We start from the raw sequence: 16,513 nt of genomic DNA on the forward strand, positions 1-16,513 counted from the left end.
GTAGGTTATTTAATGTTATTTTTTTTAAGCATTTCAAAATCTTGCTTTTTTAAATTCATTTTTTTATACGGTACCGCTTCGTCATGATCGTTTAAATACATACGCTCTTTCTCAACAAAATTAGGATTCAACAACGATAAATCAGCATCGTAATACTGTGTTTTAATATTTGCTGCATCAATAAAGGTATGATAAATCGCATTGGTAGAAATACCTTTTAACAAATTATTTTCGGCTCCTATAATTTTGTCTGGATAACCAGAAATAAACTGCGGCGAAAACCACATAAATATCGGAATACGCAATTGGTAATAAGTTGGCGTTGGCGAAGCATGTAAAAATCTGCCTCGGCTATCGTCAAATAAATCTTCACCATGATCCGATGTATATAAAAAAGCAGTTTCTGCATCGTATTTTTTTAATACATCAATGGTTGATGCTAAAAAATGATCGGTATATAAAATGCTGTTGTCATAAGAATTTACCAATTGCTGTTTGTTTGATTTACTTACTGCCGTAACAACATCTGGCGTAAACTTTTTAAATTCACTCGGATAGCGATCCATATAATTAAAGTGCGATCCGTAGGTATGCAACAAAATAAATAAATCACCTGGTGTTTCTTGAATCATTTGATCCATAATTGGTAACAATTCTTCATCAAACGGATTGTTTACCAGCCCGGTTTTAGGATTTGTTTTTCTAATGGTTTTATAAATATCTGCTTCTTTGGTAAAAAATTCAATAAAAGATGCATTTTCTGCTTGGCTTGATAAGCAAATGGTTGTAAAACCAGCTTCTTTAAAAGCGGTTAATAATCCTTTTTTATTGTATATCAAATCGTAATTTTCTGCTTCGGAATCAGATAATATTATTGAAACGCTTTTATGTGTGGTATTAGATTGCGTTAACGCATCTTTAAACAAATAAATATTTTCTTGCAGTTTTAATTTCGGATTTGTTTCGCGCTCGTACCCATAAAGTTCCCAATTATCTGCACGTCCGGTTTCGCCAACTACTAAAACAAAAATTTGACGGTTGTCTGATGTTTTAGTTCTTTCACTACCAAAAGTAAAATCTTTAGATGTTTGTTTATAATGTTTAACCTTATTCCATTTAACAACGGCATAATCTAAATTATAAAGTGCATTTATAGGATAAACATCGTGGGTAAAGCTAAAATCGTCGGTGTTTTTATCCATTCCTAAAAAAGATAATCCAAAAGAAATAAGAAATAACACTAAAGAAGTTTTAAGCATTTTATAACGATAGCTTTTTTCTAATCTTATTTTTAAACGCCATTGACGGATACCTAAAATAATAGCAGGCAAGTACAACACAATTACCAAAACAATAGAAGGCAACAAACTACCTAAAAGTTCATTTACTTCAGATGTATTTGTTGTTACCACGTTTATAAACATGTCAGAAGCAATTACATCGGTGCCAAACAAATAAAATAAAACAATTTGAAAAGCGTGTAAAACTAACAGTGGAATACAAATAATTTGCATTACGCCGGAATTTTTGTATACTGTAAATAAAAACAAGAACAAGGCAATTGGAAATATAAAAATTACACATTGCCCCCAAAAATTTACCGGTTCGGTAAAAACAAAATACAAATTAGGTACCATGTTGACTAAAACATAATACCACAAATAAAATTTAGGATTTTTTAAAATTGAACTGTTTTTTAAAAGATTCATCCGGTATAAATAAGTTTAAAAAGATTCGTTTATGTTAAAATAAAATCCGCTTTGATTTTTACCAATTCCGTAATCAAACCGAATGTTTACGCGGTTTTTAAATTCCCAGCGGTAGCCAATGCCGTAGTTAGGTAAAGTTTGTTTCCATTGGTAGGTATCAAACGAATGAAAAACATTTCCTGCTCCACCCCAAAGCACTACACCGTGGCGGTTGTATATTTTTTGGCGTAATTCTATTTGGGTATTAACTTGTTTTTTATCTCGATATTGTCCTTTAAAATAACCTCGCATTTGTCTAGATCCGCCAAGTTGTGGCAACATATTCCAAGGCACATCGCCATTGGCAAAATTTCCGTTTAAATCAAAAGCCAAAATACCGCCTTTCCAAACTTGTTTGTAGGTACGCGCCGTAAAATCAATCTGATTAAAATTATACGAGCTACCTAAAGCTTTGGTATAAAATGTTTGTTGCAAACTAACATAAACGCCTTTGTAAGGATTGGGAATAAAATCGCGCGAATCGTACGAAAAAACATATCCTCCGCCAACAGCCGTTGTGTTGTAATTTTGGTCGGGAGCAATAGCCAAATTTTTAAAATCTTTAGCACGATAATTTTGTGCAGAAACTACAGCACCTGCATATACGTTGCTCCAAAACTTTTTAAGGAAATTGGCATCCAACCCCAAACGATAATCGTTGTAATCAGACGAAACGTCTGCCAAACCAGCTTCGTAACCAATACCAAAATATTCGCTCGGTCTGAAAGCAAAATTCATATCGTAATAAATGCGGTATTTATCTTTAGGAAAAATAGTTGTATTCTCAACCCCAATGCTAAAAAAACCACTGGTTGTAATGTTGGTATAAATAGCCACGTTAGATGGCGATAAACTTAAATCTTCCTTATCTATTCGGTACAAGCCCGAAGCAACCATACCAATACCAAATTGCGTATCTACCGAATAGCTTGGCCCACCAATAAAGGAAATGTCAAATTTTTTTTCAGATTTATCTTTTTTAGCTTCTTCAAAATAATTTACTATGCGTCCAAAAAAGCCAGCTTTTGGCACGCTATCAACAACCGTATTTTCGGGTTCAGTATTTACTTGTGAAAAAGCAGTAAAAGCAGTAAATATCTGAATAAGAACAAGTAACTTAAGTTTTAATTTCATCAGCGCTTTTAAACTGGTTTTACCAGTAGTTTAATAATTAATTTGTAACGTAAAATACATTCGAAAAGTATTTTTTGTAAGTTAATAAATACATAATTTTCTATTAGATGTATTTTTAAAATCTAAAAAACAAAATATTTTTTACATAAAAGCCGTATTTTGGCTGTGTCGTAATTTACATTTGATAAAAAAACACATATGAATACTATCTTTTTACTTCTAATTGTAGGAATCATTTTTTTAGTACTTGGATATATAGTCGCAAAAATTTCTGAAAAAAGACAAAATAAAATTGAAATTGATGCTATAAAAGCAAATTATGCCCAACAAGAAAGATTATTTGAACACATAATTGCTGAAAATAAAAACAAAATTACCGAGCTCGAAACTAAAAATCAACAAATACAAAACGCTTATCATGAATTGGATATTGCCATTCATAAAAAAGATACCGAATTTGATTTGTTATTGGAGCAGTTTAAAAATAAAGAAACCGAAGTTTTAAAATTACAAGAACAATTTAAAGCACAATTCGAAGTTTTAGCACAGCAAATTTTAGACGAGAAATCGATGAAGTTTACTGAAATTAACGAACAAAAAATAAAAGCTATTTTATCGCCCTTAAACGAAAAGATTCAACATTTTGAAAACAAAGTAATCGAAAATCAACGCGTAAGCACCGATTATCACGGACAATTAAAAGCACAAATTGAAAACTTACATAAAGTAAGTTTAAAAATGAATGAAGAAACTTTAAACTTAACCCGTGCTTTAAAATCAGAATCTAAAACACAAGGTAATTGGGGCGAATTAATTTTAGAGAAGGTTTTAGAAAAATCAGGCTTAGAAAAAGGCCGTGAATACGATACGCAAGCACATTTTGTTACCGAAAACAACAAGCACGTTTATCCGGATGTGGTGGTTTATTTACCTGACGGAAAATCTATGATTATAGATTCTAAAGTTTCACTTACCGCATACGAACGTTATGTAAACGAAACAAACGAAACCTTACAACAAGATTTTTTAAAACAGCACGTACAATCTATTAACCAACATGTAGAAACGTTAAGCGCTAAACGTTATCAGGATTTATTACAAGATAAATCGCCTGATTTTGTTTTACTTTTTATGCCGATTGAAAGTGCTTTTGCAAGCGCCCTAAACGAGCAACATAATTTATACACCAAAGCTTTTGATAAGGGCATTATTATTGTGACTCCAACAACTTTACTTGCCACATTACGTACCATTGACAGCATGTGGACCAACCAAAAACAACAAGAAAACGCCTTAGTTATTGCTAAAGAAGCAGGGGCACTTTACGATAAATTTGCAGGTTTATTAGCAGATCTAAATAATATTGGTGCTAAAATAAAAGGTTTAGATAAAGATTATAACTTGACCATTAATAAACTTTCTGAAGGAAACGGTAATCTTATAAAACGGGTAGAACGTTTAAAAGATTTAGGAGCCAAAACCAATAAAAACCTACCCGAAATTACACCCAACCGCTTACTATAAAAACAAAAAACCGGAAGATATAATCTTCCGGTTTTTTTATGTTAATAAACTTTGAGCCAATTTTATAGCACATTTTTCACCATCAATAGCAGCCGATATAATTCCGCCGGCATATCCTGCTCCTTCGGCACACGGATATAAACCTTTAATTTGCGGATGTTCTAAACTAAAATCATCACGCGGAATACGCACCGGCGATGATGTTCTACTTTCTGGCGCATGCAAAATAGCTTCGTTTGTAAAATATCCTTTCATAGATTTACCAAATTCAACAAAACCTTGACGCATGGTTTCAGTTAAAAAACCAGGAAAAACCTCGCCTAATTCTATAGAAGTTGTTCCTGGAACATATGATGTTTTAGGAATTTCTGCCGAAACAATTTTTTTAGAAAAATCTACCATGCGTTGCGCTGGTACACGTTGGGTTGAGCCGGCAATTTTAAATGCTTGCTGTTCTATCGCTTTCTGAAATTCCATTCCAGCTAAGGCACCGTGTTTTGCAAACGGTTTAAAATCTTCCAAGCGCAATTCTACTACAATTCCAGAGTTTGCTGTTGGCTGATCTCGTTTAGAGGGCGACCAACCGTTGGTAACAACTTCTCCAGGTGCTGTAGCACAAGGCGCAATAATTCCGCCCGGGCACATACAAAACGAATACATTCCACGCCCATTAACTTGCTTTACGATAGAATATGGTGCTGGAGGTAAAAATTCTCCTCTAAAATCGCACGAATATTGTATGCTATCGATTAAGGTTTGTGGATGTTCGGCGCGAACACCTAAAGCAAAAGGTTTTGCTTCTATTAAAACTTGTTTTCTATCTAACAATTCATAAATATCACGCGCCGAATGTCCGGTGGCTAAAATTACTTTTTTAGCTGCAATTTTATCTCCATTTTCAAGTACAACGCCTTCTATTTGATTTCCTTTAATAATAAAATCAACCAATTTGGTTTCAAACAAAACTTGTCCGCCAAATTCAATAATTTTTTCGCGCATAGCTGCCATAATTCCTGGCAATTTATTGGTACCAATATGCGGATGTGCATCAACCAAAATTTCTTTAGATGCTCCAAATGCAACTAAAACTTCTAAAGCACGATTTACATCACCACGTTTTTTTGAACGCGTGTACAGCTTGCCGTCAGAATAAGTTCCGGCTCCGCCTTCTCCAAAACAATAATTAGATTCAGGATTTACAATATGTTCCTGATTAATTGCTTTTAAATCGCGGCGGCGCGCACGCACATCTTTACCACGTTCTAAAACAATCGGTTTTACGCCCAATTCAATCAGCTGTAACGCAGCAAAATAACCAGCTGGGCCAGCACCAACTACAATAGCTTCGGGAGCCAAACGTACATCTTTATAATTAGGCAAGGTAATTTCTTGCTCAACAATTTCGTCGTCAGTAAAAAAAACAACAACTTTAAGATTGATTTTAATTGCACGCTGACGTGCATCAATTGATCGTTTTAAAATACTAAAATGTTTTATTTCGCTCGGGCTTACGCGTGTTAACTTGGCTAAAAAATCTTTTAGCAATAACGGCGACGCAGCAACTTCGGGCGAAACTTGTATTTGAACTTCTGTGGGCATTGAATTTTAGATTCGTGATTTGAATTTGCAAAACTAATGTTTTTTACGACTGATTACTAATTGTATATTTGTAATTAAAAAATAATATGGCATATCTTTATTTGGCTTTAGCAATTCTGTTTGAAGTACTTGGATCAAGCTTTATAAAAGCTTCTGACGGTTTTACCAAATGGATTCCGACATTGGTGGTAATTGTTACCTATGTTATTGCCTTTTATTTTTTATCGTTATGTTTAAAAACAATTCCGTTAAGCATTGCTTATGCTATTTGGTCGGGGGTTGGTATTGTTCTTACCGTTTTAATTTCGGTTTATATTTTTAAACAAAAAATAGATTTACCCGCCATTATTGGTATTGTTTTTATTTTAATTGGAGTTATTATTATCAACTATTTTTCTAAAGCTACTCAGTAAAAAATATAATGGAAGAAAAAAAATTAAAATTAATATGGGATTTTAAAGGCCCAGATGCAGCTAAAATTGCTGAACATCATGTAATTCATTTAAATCAGTTTATAGACCGAGAAAATTACCCAATAAAAATTACCGGTACCGAAAATGTGCACGAAATGCATAGCACCGCTTTTATGGTAGTTAACCAATCTACCATGATAGAAATTCGTGATGCCTTAAAACCGCATCGAGGCGAATGGTACGAATAGCACAATAAAAATAACCTCAAACCGATATTTGTTTATGAGCACATTTAAAAAATTAATTTTCGAAAAATCGTTTGTAAATGGTTCGTTTACTAACGAAAGTACTGTAAAGTTAGCTGTTACCAATCCTGCCGATTTAGCTGTAGTTGGCTATGTATTTGATGAAGATAGAACCTTTGTTAAAAAAGCTATTGATGCAGCGCATAATGCCTTTGCATTATGGAAAAAAAATGCAGTTAAAGAACGAAGCAGTTTATTGATGAAATGGTTTGATTTAATTATGGCGCATAAAAATGATTTAGCTACCATTATGACATTAGAATCCGGTAAACCGTTTGCCGAAAGTTTGGGTGAAGTTGATTATGGTGCCGCTTATATACAATGGTTTGCAGAAGAAGCAAAACGCAATTACGGAGATGTAATTCCTGGTTTTGCTCCAAATAAACGCATCATTACCTTAAAACAACCGGTTGGCGTTGTTGGCGCTATTACGCCATGGAATTTTCCAATTGCCATGATTACACGTAAAATTGCTCCTGCTTTAGCTGCCGGATGTACGGTTGTTGTTAGGCCCAGCGAAGCAACGCCGTTAACCGCTTTAGCAATAAATTATTTAGCGCATCAAGCCGGATTTCCGAAAGGCGTAATTAATACTGTTGTAGGATCGGATGCCTCAGAAATGGGGAAAGAATTATGTGAAAACAGAAAAGTTGCTAAAATATCTTTTACTGGATCTACAAACGTAGGTAAGATATTAATGCAACAAAGTGCAGAAACGCTGAAAAAACTAAGCCTAGAATTAGGCGGTAACGCACCTTTTATTGTTTTTGATGATGCCGATTTAGATTTGGCAGTGCAAGGCGCTATGGCTGGTAAATTTAGATTTAGCGGACAAACTTGTGTTTGCGTGAATCGAATTTTAGTACAAGAAAACGTTTATGATGCGTTTGTAGAAAAGTTTACAGCTGCAACAAAAAAACTTAAACTAGGGAACGGTTTAGAAAACAATGTACAACTTGGGCCGTTAATTAACCCGCGCTATAAAACGCATGCAAAATATGGTAGCTGATGCTGTTGCCAAAGGAGGTAAAATTACTTGTGGCGGAAATGCTATTGAGCCGCAATTTTTTGAACCTACCGTGATTGTAAATGCAAACGCCGATATGAATTTTGCTCAGAACGAAATTTTTGGTCCTATTGCCCCTATTTTTAAATTTAAAACAGAAGAAGAAGCTATTGCTATGGCAAATGACACCGTTTATGGCTTAGCTAGCTATTTTTACACCAACGATTTAAACCGAACTTGGCGCGTACGCGAAGCTTTAGAATATGGCATTGTTGGTATTAATGATGGATTAATTTCATCAGAAATGGTACCTTTTGGTGGTGTTAAACATTCTGGTCAGGGCCGTGAAGGTTCTAAATACGGCATGGATTATTATGTTGATATTAAATACGTTTGCATGGGCAACGTACAATAAATAAAAAAACCGAAGCTTAAAACTTCGGTTTTTTTTATGTTAGTTTGCTACATCCGATATAAATTGAATGCGCATCAATCGCAATTCTTCGGTATCAAAATCACCATCAAACTCATCTAATGCTAATGAAATTTTATCTGATTCTGATTCCATAAAATAATCATGAATTTCTTCTTGTTGATCTTCATCTAAAATATCATCAACCCAATATTTAATATTAAGCTTGGTGCCAGAATAAACAATTTGTTCTAATTCTTTAAGCAAGGCATCCATATCTAATCCTTTTGCTTTAGCAATATCGGTTAAGGCCAACTTGCGGTCAATAGATTGAATGATAAACAGCTTTAAAGCTGAATTTGCTCCGGTTGATTTTACAATTAAATCGTCAGGACGCACAATATCATTTTCATCTACATATTTAGCTATTAAAGCAATAAAGTCTTGTCCGTATTTTTTTGCTTTTCCTTCGCCAACGCCATGAATGTTTCCTAATTCTTCAATCGTAATTGGATATTTTAAAGCCATATCCTCGATTGACGGTTCTTGAAAAACCACAAAAGGAGGAACGCCTAATTTTTTTGCGACTTTTTTACGTAAATCTAACAGCATTGCTCTTAAAGCTTCGTCGGTAACGGTATTGGATTTAGATTGAGTTACAATCGTATCATCGTCTGAATCAGAAAAATCATGATCTTCGGTCATTAAAAATGATACCGGCTGTTGTAAAAATTGTTTTCCTTTTTCAGATAAACGAATAACTCCGTAGGTTTCAATTTCTTTAAGTAAATAACCTTGTACTAAAACTTGGCGCAATAAGGCCATCCAATATTTTTCGTCTTTATCTTTTCCAGATCCAAAAAGCGGTTGTAGATCTGCTTTATGGGCTTTTATTAAGGCATTTACTTTACCAATAAGCGTAAAAACAACTTCTTTGGCTTTGTAAACTTGTTTGGTATCTTGAATTATGGTTAAAAGTTTAACCACATCATCTTTGGCTTCAACTTTAGTTTTGGGATTGCGAATGTTATCGTCCATATCGGCACCATCGCCATCAACTTCATCAAATTCTTCACCAAAATAATGCAATAAAAACTTACGGCGCGACATAGATGTTTCGGCAAATGCAACAACTTCTTGCAACAAGGCAAAACCAATTTCTTGCTCGGCCACTGGTTTACCAGACATAAATTTCTCTAGCTTTTCGACATCTTTGTACGAATAAAAAGCCAAACAATGCCCTTCTCCACCATCACGTCCGGCACGACCGGTTTCTTGGTAATAACTTTCTAATGATTTTGGAATGTCATGATGAATAACAAAACGCACATCGGGCTTATCAATTCCCATTCCGAATGCAATGGTTGCTACCACCACATCAACATCTTCCATTAAAAACATATCCTGATGCTTGGCACGTGTTTTAGCATCTAAACCTGCATGATAAGCTACCGCAGAAATGCCGTTAACCTGAAGAACATGCGTAATTTCTTCTACTTTTTTACGTGACAAACAATAAATAACTCCAGATTTACCGCTATTTTGTTTTATAAAACGAATAATGTCAGATTCTACATTTTTAGTTTTCGGACGGATTTCGTAATATAAATTTGGTCGGTTAAACGAAGCTTTAAAAATATTTGCATCCGGAATTTCAAGGTTTTTTAATATATCTTCTTGCACCTTTGGCGTAGCTGTAGCAGTTAAACCAATGATTGGAATATTAGTACCTAATTGCTTAATAATTTGGCGCAAGTTGCGATATTCTGGGCGGAAATCGTGTCCCCATTCAGAAATACAATGTGCCTCGTCAATGGCAACAAACGAAATGTTTATTTCACGCAAAAACTGCACGTACTCATCTTTAGTTAAAGATTCTGGAGCTACGTACAAAAGCTTAGTTAATCCAGAGGTTATATCTTTTTTAACCTGCGTAACTTCTGTTTTTGTTAATGAGGAATTTAATACGTGAGCCACACCAATTTCGGAAGATAAACTACGAATGGCATCTACTTGGTTTTTCATTAATGCAATTAAAGGCGAAACAACAATTGCAGTACCATCTAACACCAAAGCAGGTAATTGGTAACACAATGATTTTCCGCCACCAGTAGGCATAATAACAAACGTGTTTTGTCCAGAAATTATACTGTTCACAACACCTTCTTGTAAGCCTTTAAACTGGTTAAAACCAAAATATTTTTTTAACTCTTTGTATAAATCTATTTCGAGTGGTTTCATTTAAAATATAGGGGAATTTGTGTAAATTTGTACAGAATAAAGATATAACTATTCTTTTAAAATTGCAAATCAATATTAAATACTAGATTTTGAATTCAAACATTAACATATTGGAAACGGCTAAAGTTTCTATTCAACACCAAAGTCAATCTATTTCGCAATTAGTTAACTATTTAACTGAAGATTTTACAGCGGCGGTAGAAAAAATTTACCAAAGCAAAGGCAGATTAGTGGTTACCGGAATAGGAAAAAGTGCTTTAATTGGAAGTAAAATTGTAGCAACTTTAAATTCTACCGGAACGCCTTCTTTGTTTTTGCACGCTGCCGAAGCCATGCATGGTGATTTAGGAATTGTACAACCCGGCGATGTTGTGCTATGCATCTCAAACTCAGGCAACAGCCCAGAAATAAAAGTTTTAGCACCTTTATTAAAACGTTACGGAAATACGCTTATTGGCATGACGGCAAATCCGGAATCCTTTTTAGGTAAAACTTCCGATTTAATCATTCAATCGTACGTAAAAGAAGAAGCTTGTCCAAACAATTTAGCACCAATGGACAGCACAACAGCACAATTGGTTTTAGGAGATGCCTTAGCGGTTTGCTTAATGGAATTGCGTAACTTTAAAGCAGACGATTTTGCCTTGTACCACCCCGGTGGCGCTTTGGGTAAAAAATTGCTTTTACGTGTAGAAAACATGTTAGATGCTAGCAAAAAACCTTTGGTTAACCCAAATTCGAGCATAAAAGATGTAATTGTTGAAATTGGAGAAAAACGCTTGGGCGTAACCGCAGTGGTAGAAAACGGTAAAATTGTTGGTATTATTACCGATGGCGATATTCGTCGTATGTTAGCAACGCGAGATGATTTACAAGGCGTTTTAGCTGCTGATATTATGAGCAAAAACCCAAAAACAATAACGTTAAAAGATATGGTTGTTGATGCATTTAACCTAATGGAAAACAATGCAATTACCCAACTTATTGTGGTTGACGAAGCAAACAATTACCAAGGAATTATTCATATTCACGATATTTTAAAAGAAGGAGTTATATAATGGCAGAAGAAAAAAAGTTTAAAGAAATGTCCTTTTTGGACCATTTAGAAGAACTTAGATGGTTGTTAGTTAAAAGCTCGGCAGCTATTATTATTGGAGCTATTATAGCTTTTAATTTTACTAAATTTATTTTTGACACGGTTATTTTTGGTCCGAAAAGCGGCGATTTTATTACGTATCGTTTTTTTTGTAAAATAGCTCAAAAATACGATTTTGATCAAAGTTTTTGTATGACCGAATTGCCATTCGAATTACAAAACAGAACCATGGAAGGGCAATTTGCCATGTTAATTTGGACCTCGGTTACCGTTGGTTTTATAATTGCGTTTCCGTACATTTTATATCAAATTTGGAGTTTTATTGCCCCAGCTTTGTACGATAAAGAAAAAGCAAATGCGAAGGTATTTATTTTTGTTTCATCGTTGTTATTTTTTATAGGAGTTGCGTTTGGGTATTTTATATTAACCCCATTATCAATCAACTTTTTAGCCAATACATCTATTAGTGATATGGTAAAAAACTCGATCGATATAAATTCGTACATTGCTTTAGTAAAAACCACATCATTGGCTACGGGCTTGGTATTTGAGCTGCCGGTTGTTATTTATTTCTTATCACGATTTGGCATTGTTTCGCCCGAAATTTTAAGAGATTACCGCCGCTATTCTATCGTAATAATTTTAATTATTGCAGCTATTGTAACACCGCCCGATATAATTAGCCAAATTATAGTTTCAATTCCATTATTAATTTTATACGAAATTTCGATTTACATTTCTAAATTTGTATACAAAAAACAAGAAGAAAATGAGTAATCTAGTTCAAGAATTTAATGACTACCGTGCTAAAATGAACGAAAAGTTATTAAACGACGACAATAAAGTAATTAAAAGAATATTTAATTTAGATACAAACGCATACATGGAAGGTGCGTTAGATGTTAAAACTAAAGAACTTTTAGGTTTAGTTGCATCTGCCGTATTACGTTGTGACGATTGTATTAAATACCATTTAGAAACGGCTTACAACAACAACGTTTCTAAAACCGAAATGATGGAAGCAATGAGCATTGCAACATTAGTTGGTGGTACTATTGTTATTCCGCATTTACGCCGTGCGTATGAATTTTGGGAAGCATTAGAAACTCAGAATCAAGAATAATTTAGAATTCCATTTTTAAATAGAAACATGAAGTTAAGAGCCGAAAATTTAATTAAAACATACAAAGGTAGATCGGTTGTAAAAGGCATTTCGGTTGAAGTAAACCAAGGTGAAATTGTTGGATTACTTGGCCCAAACGGTGCCGGAAAAACAACCTCGTTTTACATGATTGTAGGTTTAGTAAAACCAAACAGTGGTAATATTTATTTAGATGATTTAAATATTACAGATTACCCAATGTACAAACGGGCACAACACGGTATTGGATATTTAGCTCAAGAAGCTTCGGTATTCAGAAAATTAAGTATTGAAGATAATATTTTAAGCGTTTTACAGCTTACAAAATTATCTAAAAAGGAACAAGAAGCTAAAATGGAATCGCTGATTGATGAGTTTTCATTACAGCACATTCGTACCAACCGCGGCGATTTACTTTCTGGTGGCGAACGCCGCCGAACAGAAATTGCACGTTGTTTAGCTACTGATCCAAAATTTATTTTACTTGACGAACCTTTTGCTGGGGTTGACCCAGTTGCGGTAGAAGATATTCAGCGCATTGTTGCCAAGTTAAAAAATAAAAACATTGGTATTTTAATTACCGACCACAACGTACAAGAAACTTTAGCTATTACAGATAAAACCTATTTGATGTTTGAAGGTGGTATTTTAAAGGCCGGAATTCCGGAAGATTTAGCTAGCGACGAAATGGTTCGTAAAGTTTACCTAGGTCAAAACTTTGAATTACGTAAAACAAAAATTACGTTTGAATAACAAAAAAGCGATGAACTTATTCATCGCTTTTTTATTTTATAAGTAAAGAATCTAACCTTTGTTGGTTGCCATTAAAAACATTTACATCAACCGCACCTTTAATGCCGTTTACATAACCTTTTTCAGTAAACTGCCAAAAATGCCAATTGGGTTTCATATTCTCAGTAAAAAAATTATAATTCGCAATCCATAAAACATGATTCGGAAAATGACTTTCTAAATAACTTTCATGAAAATTTTGCCCAGAATATAAAATTGTTTTTTGCTTGTAATGCTTTTCTACCAAATCCATCCAAGTTTTAATATTTTGAATAAATTGTGCCCGGGTAATTTTTTTAGGTAAAGCTTCAACATCTAAAATTGGCGGAAAATCATGCTGTTGTAAGGTAACGGTTTTTATAAAATTGGCTGCTTGCAACTTAGGATCTTCGTCCGGGCGGTAATAATGGTACGCTCCGCGTATAAAATTATGTTCCTTAGCCATTTGCCAATTCGTTTTAAAGGCAGCATCTTTTTTATTAGCTCCTGCAGTTGCTCTAACAATTACAAAACTTATCGGTTCAACATCTTCAATGCACGAAACCAAATCCCAAGTAATTTTATCTTGGTATTGTGAAACATCAATCCCAAAAATATAATCACCTTCGTGGCGGTTTAATAATTCTAAATTTCGAATATTATACGCACTAATTTTACGTGGTTCAATGGCTTTACAAGCACCATCTGGATCAAACCGAATGCCCGAATTGGTTGTAATACTTTCACAAAAAGTTTTGTGATTTAAACACAAATACAACTGAATGCCGTGTCGGTAATGCAGCACAAAAACTGCTAGCACAAGCCCTACAAAAACAAATGCGAAATAAAAAAAAGCTTGGGATGTGCCAAGCTCTTTTTTTGTGTTTTTTGGTTTTGGTTTTTTATTTTTCATGTGTTTAAAACACTAAATAGCAGCCTTTGGTTTTACCAATAAAGATAAAAAGATATACAATAATATAATTAACGGAATAGCTAAATATTGCAAGGCAAACAATAAGATTACGGATGCAACTAAAAAGCCAACCTGTAATTTATATTTCTGAAAGGTAAAGTTTTTAATTTTTAATGAGAATAAAGGAATTTCTGCATTTAAAATATAAGCACTTAAAACTGAAATAATGACTAAAAAATACGGATTAGAAATGATGTCTGAAACCCATTGAAATTGGTTTTGAAACAAAATCATAGGTAAACTTAAAATAAACAAAGCATTTGCTGGCGTTGGTAAACCAATAAACGAATCGGTTTGACGCGTATCAATATTAAACTTAGCTAAACGGTAAGCCGAACCTAAAGTAATTAAAAATCCGATGTAAGGTACTGCCCCCATAAACCAAGTTTCTTCTGTTAAATTGTACATTTCTTGGTTTTCCTGAATGTCTGCAAACATTTTATACATTACCAAACCGGGCACAACGCCAGACGTAACCATATCGGCCATTGAATCAAGTTGTAAACCTAAATCGCCAGAAACGTTAAATTTGCGTGCAAAAAATCCGTCCCAGAAATCAAAGAAAATTCCTAAACAAACTAAAGAAAATGCTTCATTATAATTTCCGTTAAAAGCATGAACTAAAGCTAATAAACCAGCAGAAAGGTTTAAAAAAGTAAGAAAATTTGGAATGTGTTTTTTAATTGACATATGATATAATTTATGTAGCAAATGTAGGAATAAGAATGATATTTTCAACTTTTTCACAACTTATTTACAAGGAAATTTTAACAGCTAAAAACCTTGTTTATCCTACTATTTACAATGGTTTAGAAATTATGATTTGCAACTAGAATTGGTTAAAAAAATTGTTCAAATCAAAAAAAAAACACAGCACAATCGAGCTATATTTTTGTCTGTATTTAATAAAGATACATAATGTTGTAAAATAAACACATAAATTAAAAAAATAGTTCTTTTTAAGTTTTTATAAAAACGTAAATTAGCCAATATATTTCACATTGATTTTTTTTTGAAGAAGATGAATAAAGCAAAAAAACTTTTTTTATTTGTTGCATTTTTTATGCTTAACCTTGCTGTACAAGCGCAAAAAATTGAGTTATCCCCGCAAGCAGAAATAAGCATTTTAACCTGCGGAACCAGCAACGAATTGCATTCGTTGTTTGGGCACACGGGCATACGTATAAAAGATAAGTCCAAACATATTGATTGGGTTTATAACTTTGGTGCTTTTGATTTTAGGGCACCTAATTTTTATGGAAAGTTTTTAAAAGGCGATTTATTATATTTTATTGGTAAAGATGATTTTAATAGTTTTTTATTTAATTACCAAGCAGAGAATCGTAGCGTTTGGGAGCAGCCCTTACAAATTACCCAACAACAAAAACAAGCTATTTTTGATGAGTTAACGTCAACTTACGGAACAGAAAAAGCTTTGTACACCTATAAATTTATTGACAAAAACTGCACAACTTTAGCTGTAAATTTAATAGCGAATAACACTGGAATTGATTTTAACTTGCAATTACCCGACGCAGAGAACTTAAGCAATCGGGAAATTTTAAACACCTATTTAAAAAACGATTATTTGGTTGGCATGGGTATTAATTTACTTTTTGGGATAAAAACAGATCAAACTTTTAATCATATATTTTTGCCGGAACAATTTTTAACTTCAATAGCTTCTACAACTATTAACAATAAAAAAATAAGTGATGAAACTATTTTACATTTTGAGGCAACACCGACAAATCATTCACAACTTATTGTAATTCTTGCTATTACTGGCATTTGTATTATAATAGGTTTATTATCTTACAACAAATCTGTTGCATTATTAACTTACGCGTTAGTTGGTTTATTAAGCTTGTTTTTATTTGGTATGCAATTGTATTCGTTTCATAGCGAAGTACATTTTAATTACAATTTGCTTTTAATAAATCCTTTATTTTTAGTTGCTGGATATTTATTGGCAACAAATCAATTAAAAAAATACAAAGCCCTTTTACAAGTTCTATTAGTTTGTTTAGTTCTGTACGTAATTATGGTGGTTTATAACGGATATTTATTTATGGTATTTCCAGTTACTTTAGCTGTTTTTATAACCTTACTGATACAAATTCAATTACATAAAAAAATCCAGCCTTAAA

General features: G+C 33.4%; 14 protein-coding genes and 1 pseudogene. 9 read left to right on the plus strand and 6 right to left on the minus strand.

The window, feature by feature from the left end:
• Nucleotides 1-5: 5 nt before the first annotated feature.
• Nucleotides 6-1,709, minus strand: coding sequence for a lipid A phosphoethanolamine transferase (locus K5I29_RS07980; protein ID WP_264432261.1), 1,704 nt, complete (start codon nucleotides 1,707-1,709; stop codon nucleotides 6-8).
• A gap of 15 nt (nucleotides 1,710-1,724) precedes the next feature.
• Nucleotides 1,725-2,882 (minus strand): outer membrane protein assembly factor, encoded by a 1,158-nt coding sequence (locus K5I29_RS07985; protein ID WP_264432263.1) that lies wholly within the window; start codon nucleotides 2,880-2,882, stop codon nucleotides 1,725-1,727.
• A gap of 198 nt (nucleotides 2,883-3,080) precedes the next feature.
• On the opposite strand from K5I29_RS07985, the gene rmuC reads away from it, so the two are divergent.
• Nucleotides 3,081-4,406: a DNA recombination protein RmuC gene (gene rmuC, locus K5I29_RS07990; RefSeq protein WP_264432264.1), complete on the plus strand. Its 1,326-nt coding sequence runs from the start codon at nucleotides 3,081-3,083 to the stop codon at nucleotides 4,404-4,406.
• Between the two features lie 36 nt (nucleotides 4,407-4,442).
• Here the strand turns inward: rmuC and K5I29_RS07995 are convergent, their stop codons facing one another.
• Entirely contained in the window at nucleotides 4,443-6,005 is a 1,563-nt protein-coding gene (locus tag K5I29_RS07995) for an NAD(P)/FAD-dependent oxidoreductase (protein ID WP_264432265.1), read from the minus strand.
• 86 nt (nucleotides 6,006-6,091) lie between these two features.
• On the opposite strand from K5I29_RS07995, the gene K5I29_RS08000 reads away from it, so the two are divergent.
• From K5I29_RS08000 to K5I29_RS08010, 3 genes and pseudogenes are all read left to right on the plus strand, one after another.
• Nucleotides 6,092-6,418 carry a DMT family transporter gene (locus K5I29_RS08000; protein WP_264432266.1) on the plus strand — a complete coding sequence of 109 codons (327 nt, stop codon included), beginning with the start codon at nucleotides 6,092-6,094 and terminating at the stop codon, nucleotides 6,416-6,418.
• A gap of 8 nt (nucleotides 6,419-6,426) precedes the next feature.
• Entirely contained in the window at nucleotides 6,427-6,666 is a 240-nt protein-coding gene (locus K5I29_RS08005; protein ID WP_264432267.1) for a hypothetical protein, read from the plus strand.
• Between the two features lie 34 nt (nucleotides 6,667-6,700).
• A pseudogene (locus K5I29_RS08010) lies at nucleotides 6,701-8,144 on the plus strand (NAD-dependent succinate-semialdehyde dehydrogenase).
• Between the two features lie 39 nt (nucleotides 8,145-8,183).
• Here K5I29_RS08010 and K5I29_RS08015 read toward each other — a convergent pair.
• Nucleotides 8,184-10,382, minus strand: coding sequence for a RecQ family ATP-dependent DNA helicase (locus K5I29_RS08015; RefSeq protein WP_264432269.1), 2,199 nt, complete (start codon nucleotides 10,380-10,382; stop codon nucleotides 8,184-8,186).
• Nucleotides 10,383-10,471: 89 nt separating this feature from the next.
• On the opposite strand from K5I29_RS08015, the gene K5I29_RS08020 reads away from it, so the two are divergent.
• Genes K5I29_RS08020 through lptB form a run of 4 tightly spaced genes read left to right on the plus strand, consistent with a single transcriptional unit; the run spans nucleotide 10,472 to nucleotide 13,372 of the window.
• Nucleotides 10,472-11,440: a KpsF/GutQ family sugar-phosphate isomerase gene (locus K5I29_RS08020; protein WP_264432270.1), complete on the plus strand. Its 969-nt coding sequence runs from the start codon at nucleotides 10,472-10,474 to the stop codon at nucleotides 11,438-11,440.
• On the plus strand, nucleotides 11,440-12,255 hold the full coding sequence (gene tatC / locus K5I29_RS08025; RefSeq protein ID WP_264432272.1) for a twin-arginine translocase subunit TatC: 816 nt from the start codon (nucleotides 11,440-11,442) through the stop codon (nucleotides 12,253-12,255). The genes K5I29_RS08020 and tatC overlap by 1 nt, the downstream gene beginning before the upstream one ends.
• Nucleotides 12,248-12,601 (plus strand): carboxymuconolactone decarboxylase family protein, encoded by a 354-nt coding sequence (locus K5I29_RS08030; protein ID WP_264432273.1) that lies wholly within the window; start codon nucleotides 12,248-12,250, stop codon nucleotides 12,599-12,601. Before tatC ends, K5I29_RS08030 begins: the two co-directional genes overlap by 8 nt.
• 27 nt (nucleotides 12,602-12,628) lie before the next feature.
• A complete protein-coding gene (gene lptB, locus K5I29_RS08035; protein WP_264432275.1) occupies nucleotides 12,629-13,372 on the plus strand; it encodes an LPS export ABC transporter ATP-binding protein in 744 nt (247 codons plus the stop codon).
• Between the two features lie 31 nt (nucleotides 13,373-13,403).
• Here the strand turns inward: lptB and K5I29_RS08040 are convergent, their stop codons facing one another.
• Nucleotides 13,404-14,303 carry a GH25 family lysozyme gene (locus tag K5I29_RS08040; protein WP_264432277.1) on the minus strand — a complete coding sequence of 300 codons (900 nt, stop codon included), beginning with the start codon at nucleotides 14,301-14,303 and terminating at the stop codon, nucleotides 13,404-13,406.
• Between the two features lie 12 nt (nucleotides 14,304-14,315).
• Complete coding sequence (locus K5I29_RS08045) at nucleotides 14,316-15,047, minus strand: CDP-alcohol phosphatidyltransferase family protein (RefSeq protein WP_264435180.1); 732 nt, start codon at nucleotides 15,045-15,047, stop codon at nucleotides 14,316-14,318.
• Nucleotides 15,048-15,384: 337 nt separating this feature from the next.
• Between K5I29_RS08045 and K5I29_RS08050 the strand changes: the two genes are divergently transcribed.
• The gene (locus tag K5I29_RS08050) at nucleotides 15,385-16,512 is read left to right on the plus strand and encodes a DUF4105 domain-containing protein (RefSeq protein ID WP_264432278.1); all 1,128 of its coding nucleotides are present in this window, start codon (nucleotides 15,385-15,387) and stop codon (nucleotides 16,510-16,512) included.
• The last annotated feature ends 1 nt before the right edge of the window (nucleotide 16,513 follow it).

The sequence above is a fragment of the Flavobacterium agricola genome (genome assembly GCF_025919725.1).
GTDB lineage: Bacteria > Bacteroidota > Bacteroidia > Flavobacteriales > Flavobacteriaceae > Flavobacterium > Flavobacterium agricola.

Coding starts and splice junctions, on each gene's coding strand:
- K5I29_RS07980 (WP_264432261.1), bottom strand. CDS start 1,709: ATGAATCTTTTAAAAAACAGTTCAATTTTAAAAAATCCTAAATTTTAT.
- K5I29_RS07985 (WP_264432263.1), bottom strand. CDS start 2,882: ATGAAATTAAAACTTAAGTTACTTGTTCTTATTCAGATATTTACTGCT.
- rmuC (WP_264432264.1), top strand. CDS start 3,081: ATGAATACTATCTTTTTACTTCTAATTGTAGGAATCATTTTTTTAGTA.
- K5I29_RS07995 (WP_264432265.1), bottom strand. CDS start 6,005: ATGCCCACAGAAGTTCAAATACAAGTTTCGCCCGAAGTTGCTGCGTCG.
- K5I29_RS08000 (WP_264432266.1), top strand. CDS start 6,092: ATGGCATATCTTTATTTGGCTTTAGCAATTCTGTTTGAAGTACTTGGA.
- K5I29_RS08005 (WP_264432267.1), top strand. CDS start 6,427: ATGGAAGAAAAAAAATTAAAATTAATATGGGATTTTAAAGGCCCAGAT.
- K5I29_RS08015 (WP_264432269.1), bottom strand. CDS start 10,382: ATGAAACCACTCGAAATAGATTTATACAAAGAGTTAAAAAAATATTTT.
- tatC (WP_264432272.1), top strand. CDS start 11,440: ATGGCAGAAGAAAAAAAGTTTAAAGAAATGTCCTTTTTGGACCATTTA.
- K5I29_RS08030 (WP_264432273.1), top strand. CDS start 12,248: ATGAGTAATCTAGTTCAAGAATTTAATGACTACCGTGCTAAAATGAAC.
- lptB (WP_264432275.1), top strand. CDS start 12,629: ATGAAGTTAAGAGCCGAAAATTTAATTAAAACATACAAAGGTAGATCG.
- K5I29_RS08040 (WP_264432277.1), bottom strand. CDS start 14,303: ATGAAAAATAAAAAACCAAAACCAAAAAACACAAAAAAAGAGCTTGGC.
- K5I29_RS08050 (WP_264432278.1), top strand. CDS start 15,385: ATGAATAAAGCAAAAAAACTTTTTTTATTTGTTGCATTTTTTATGCTT.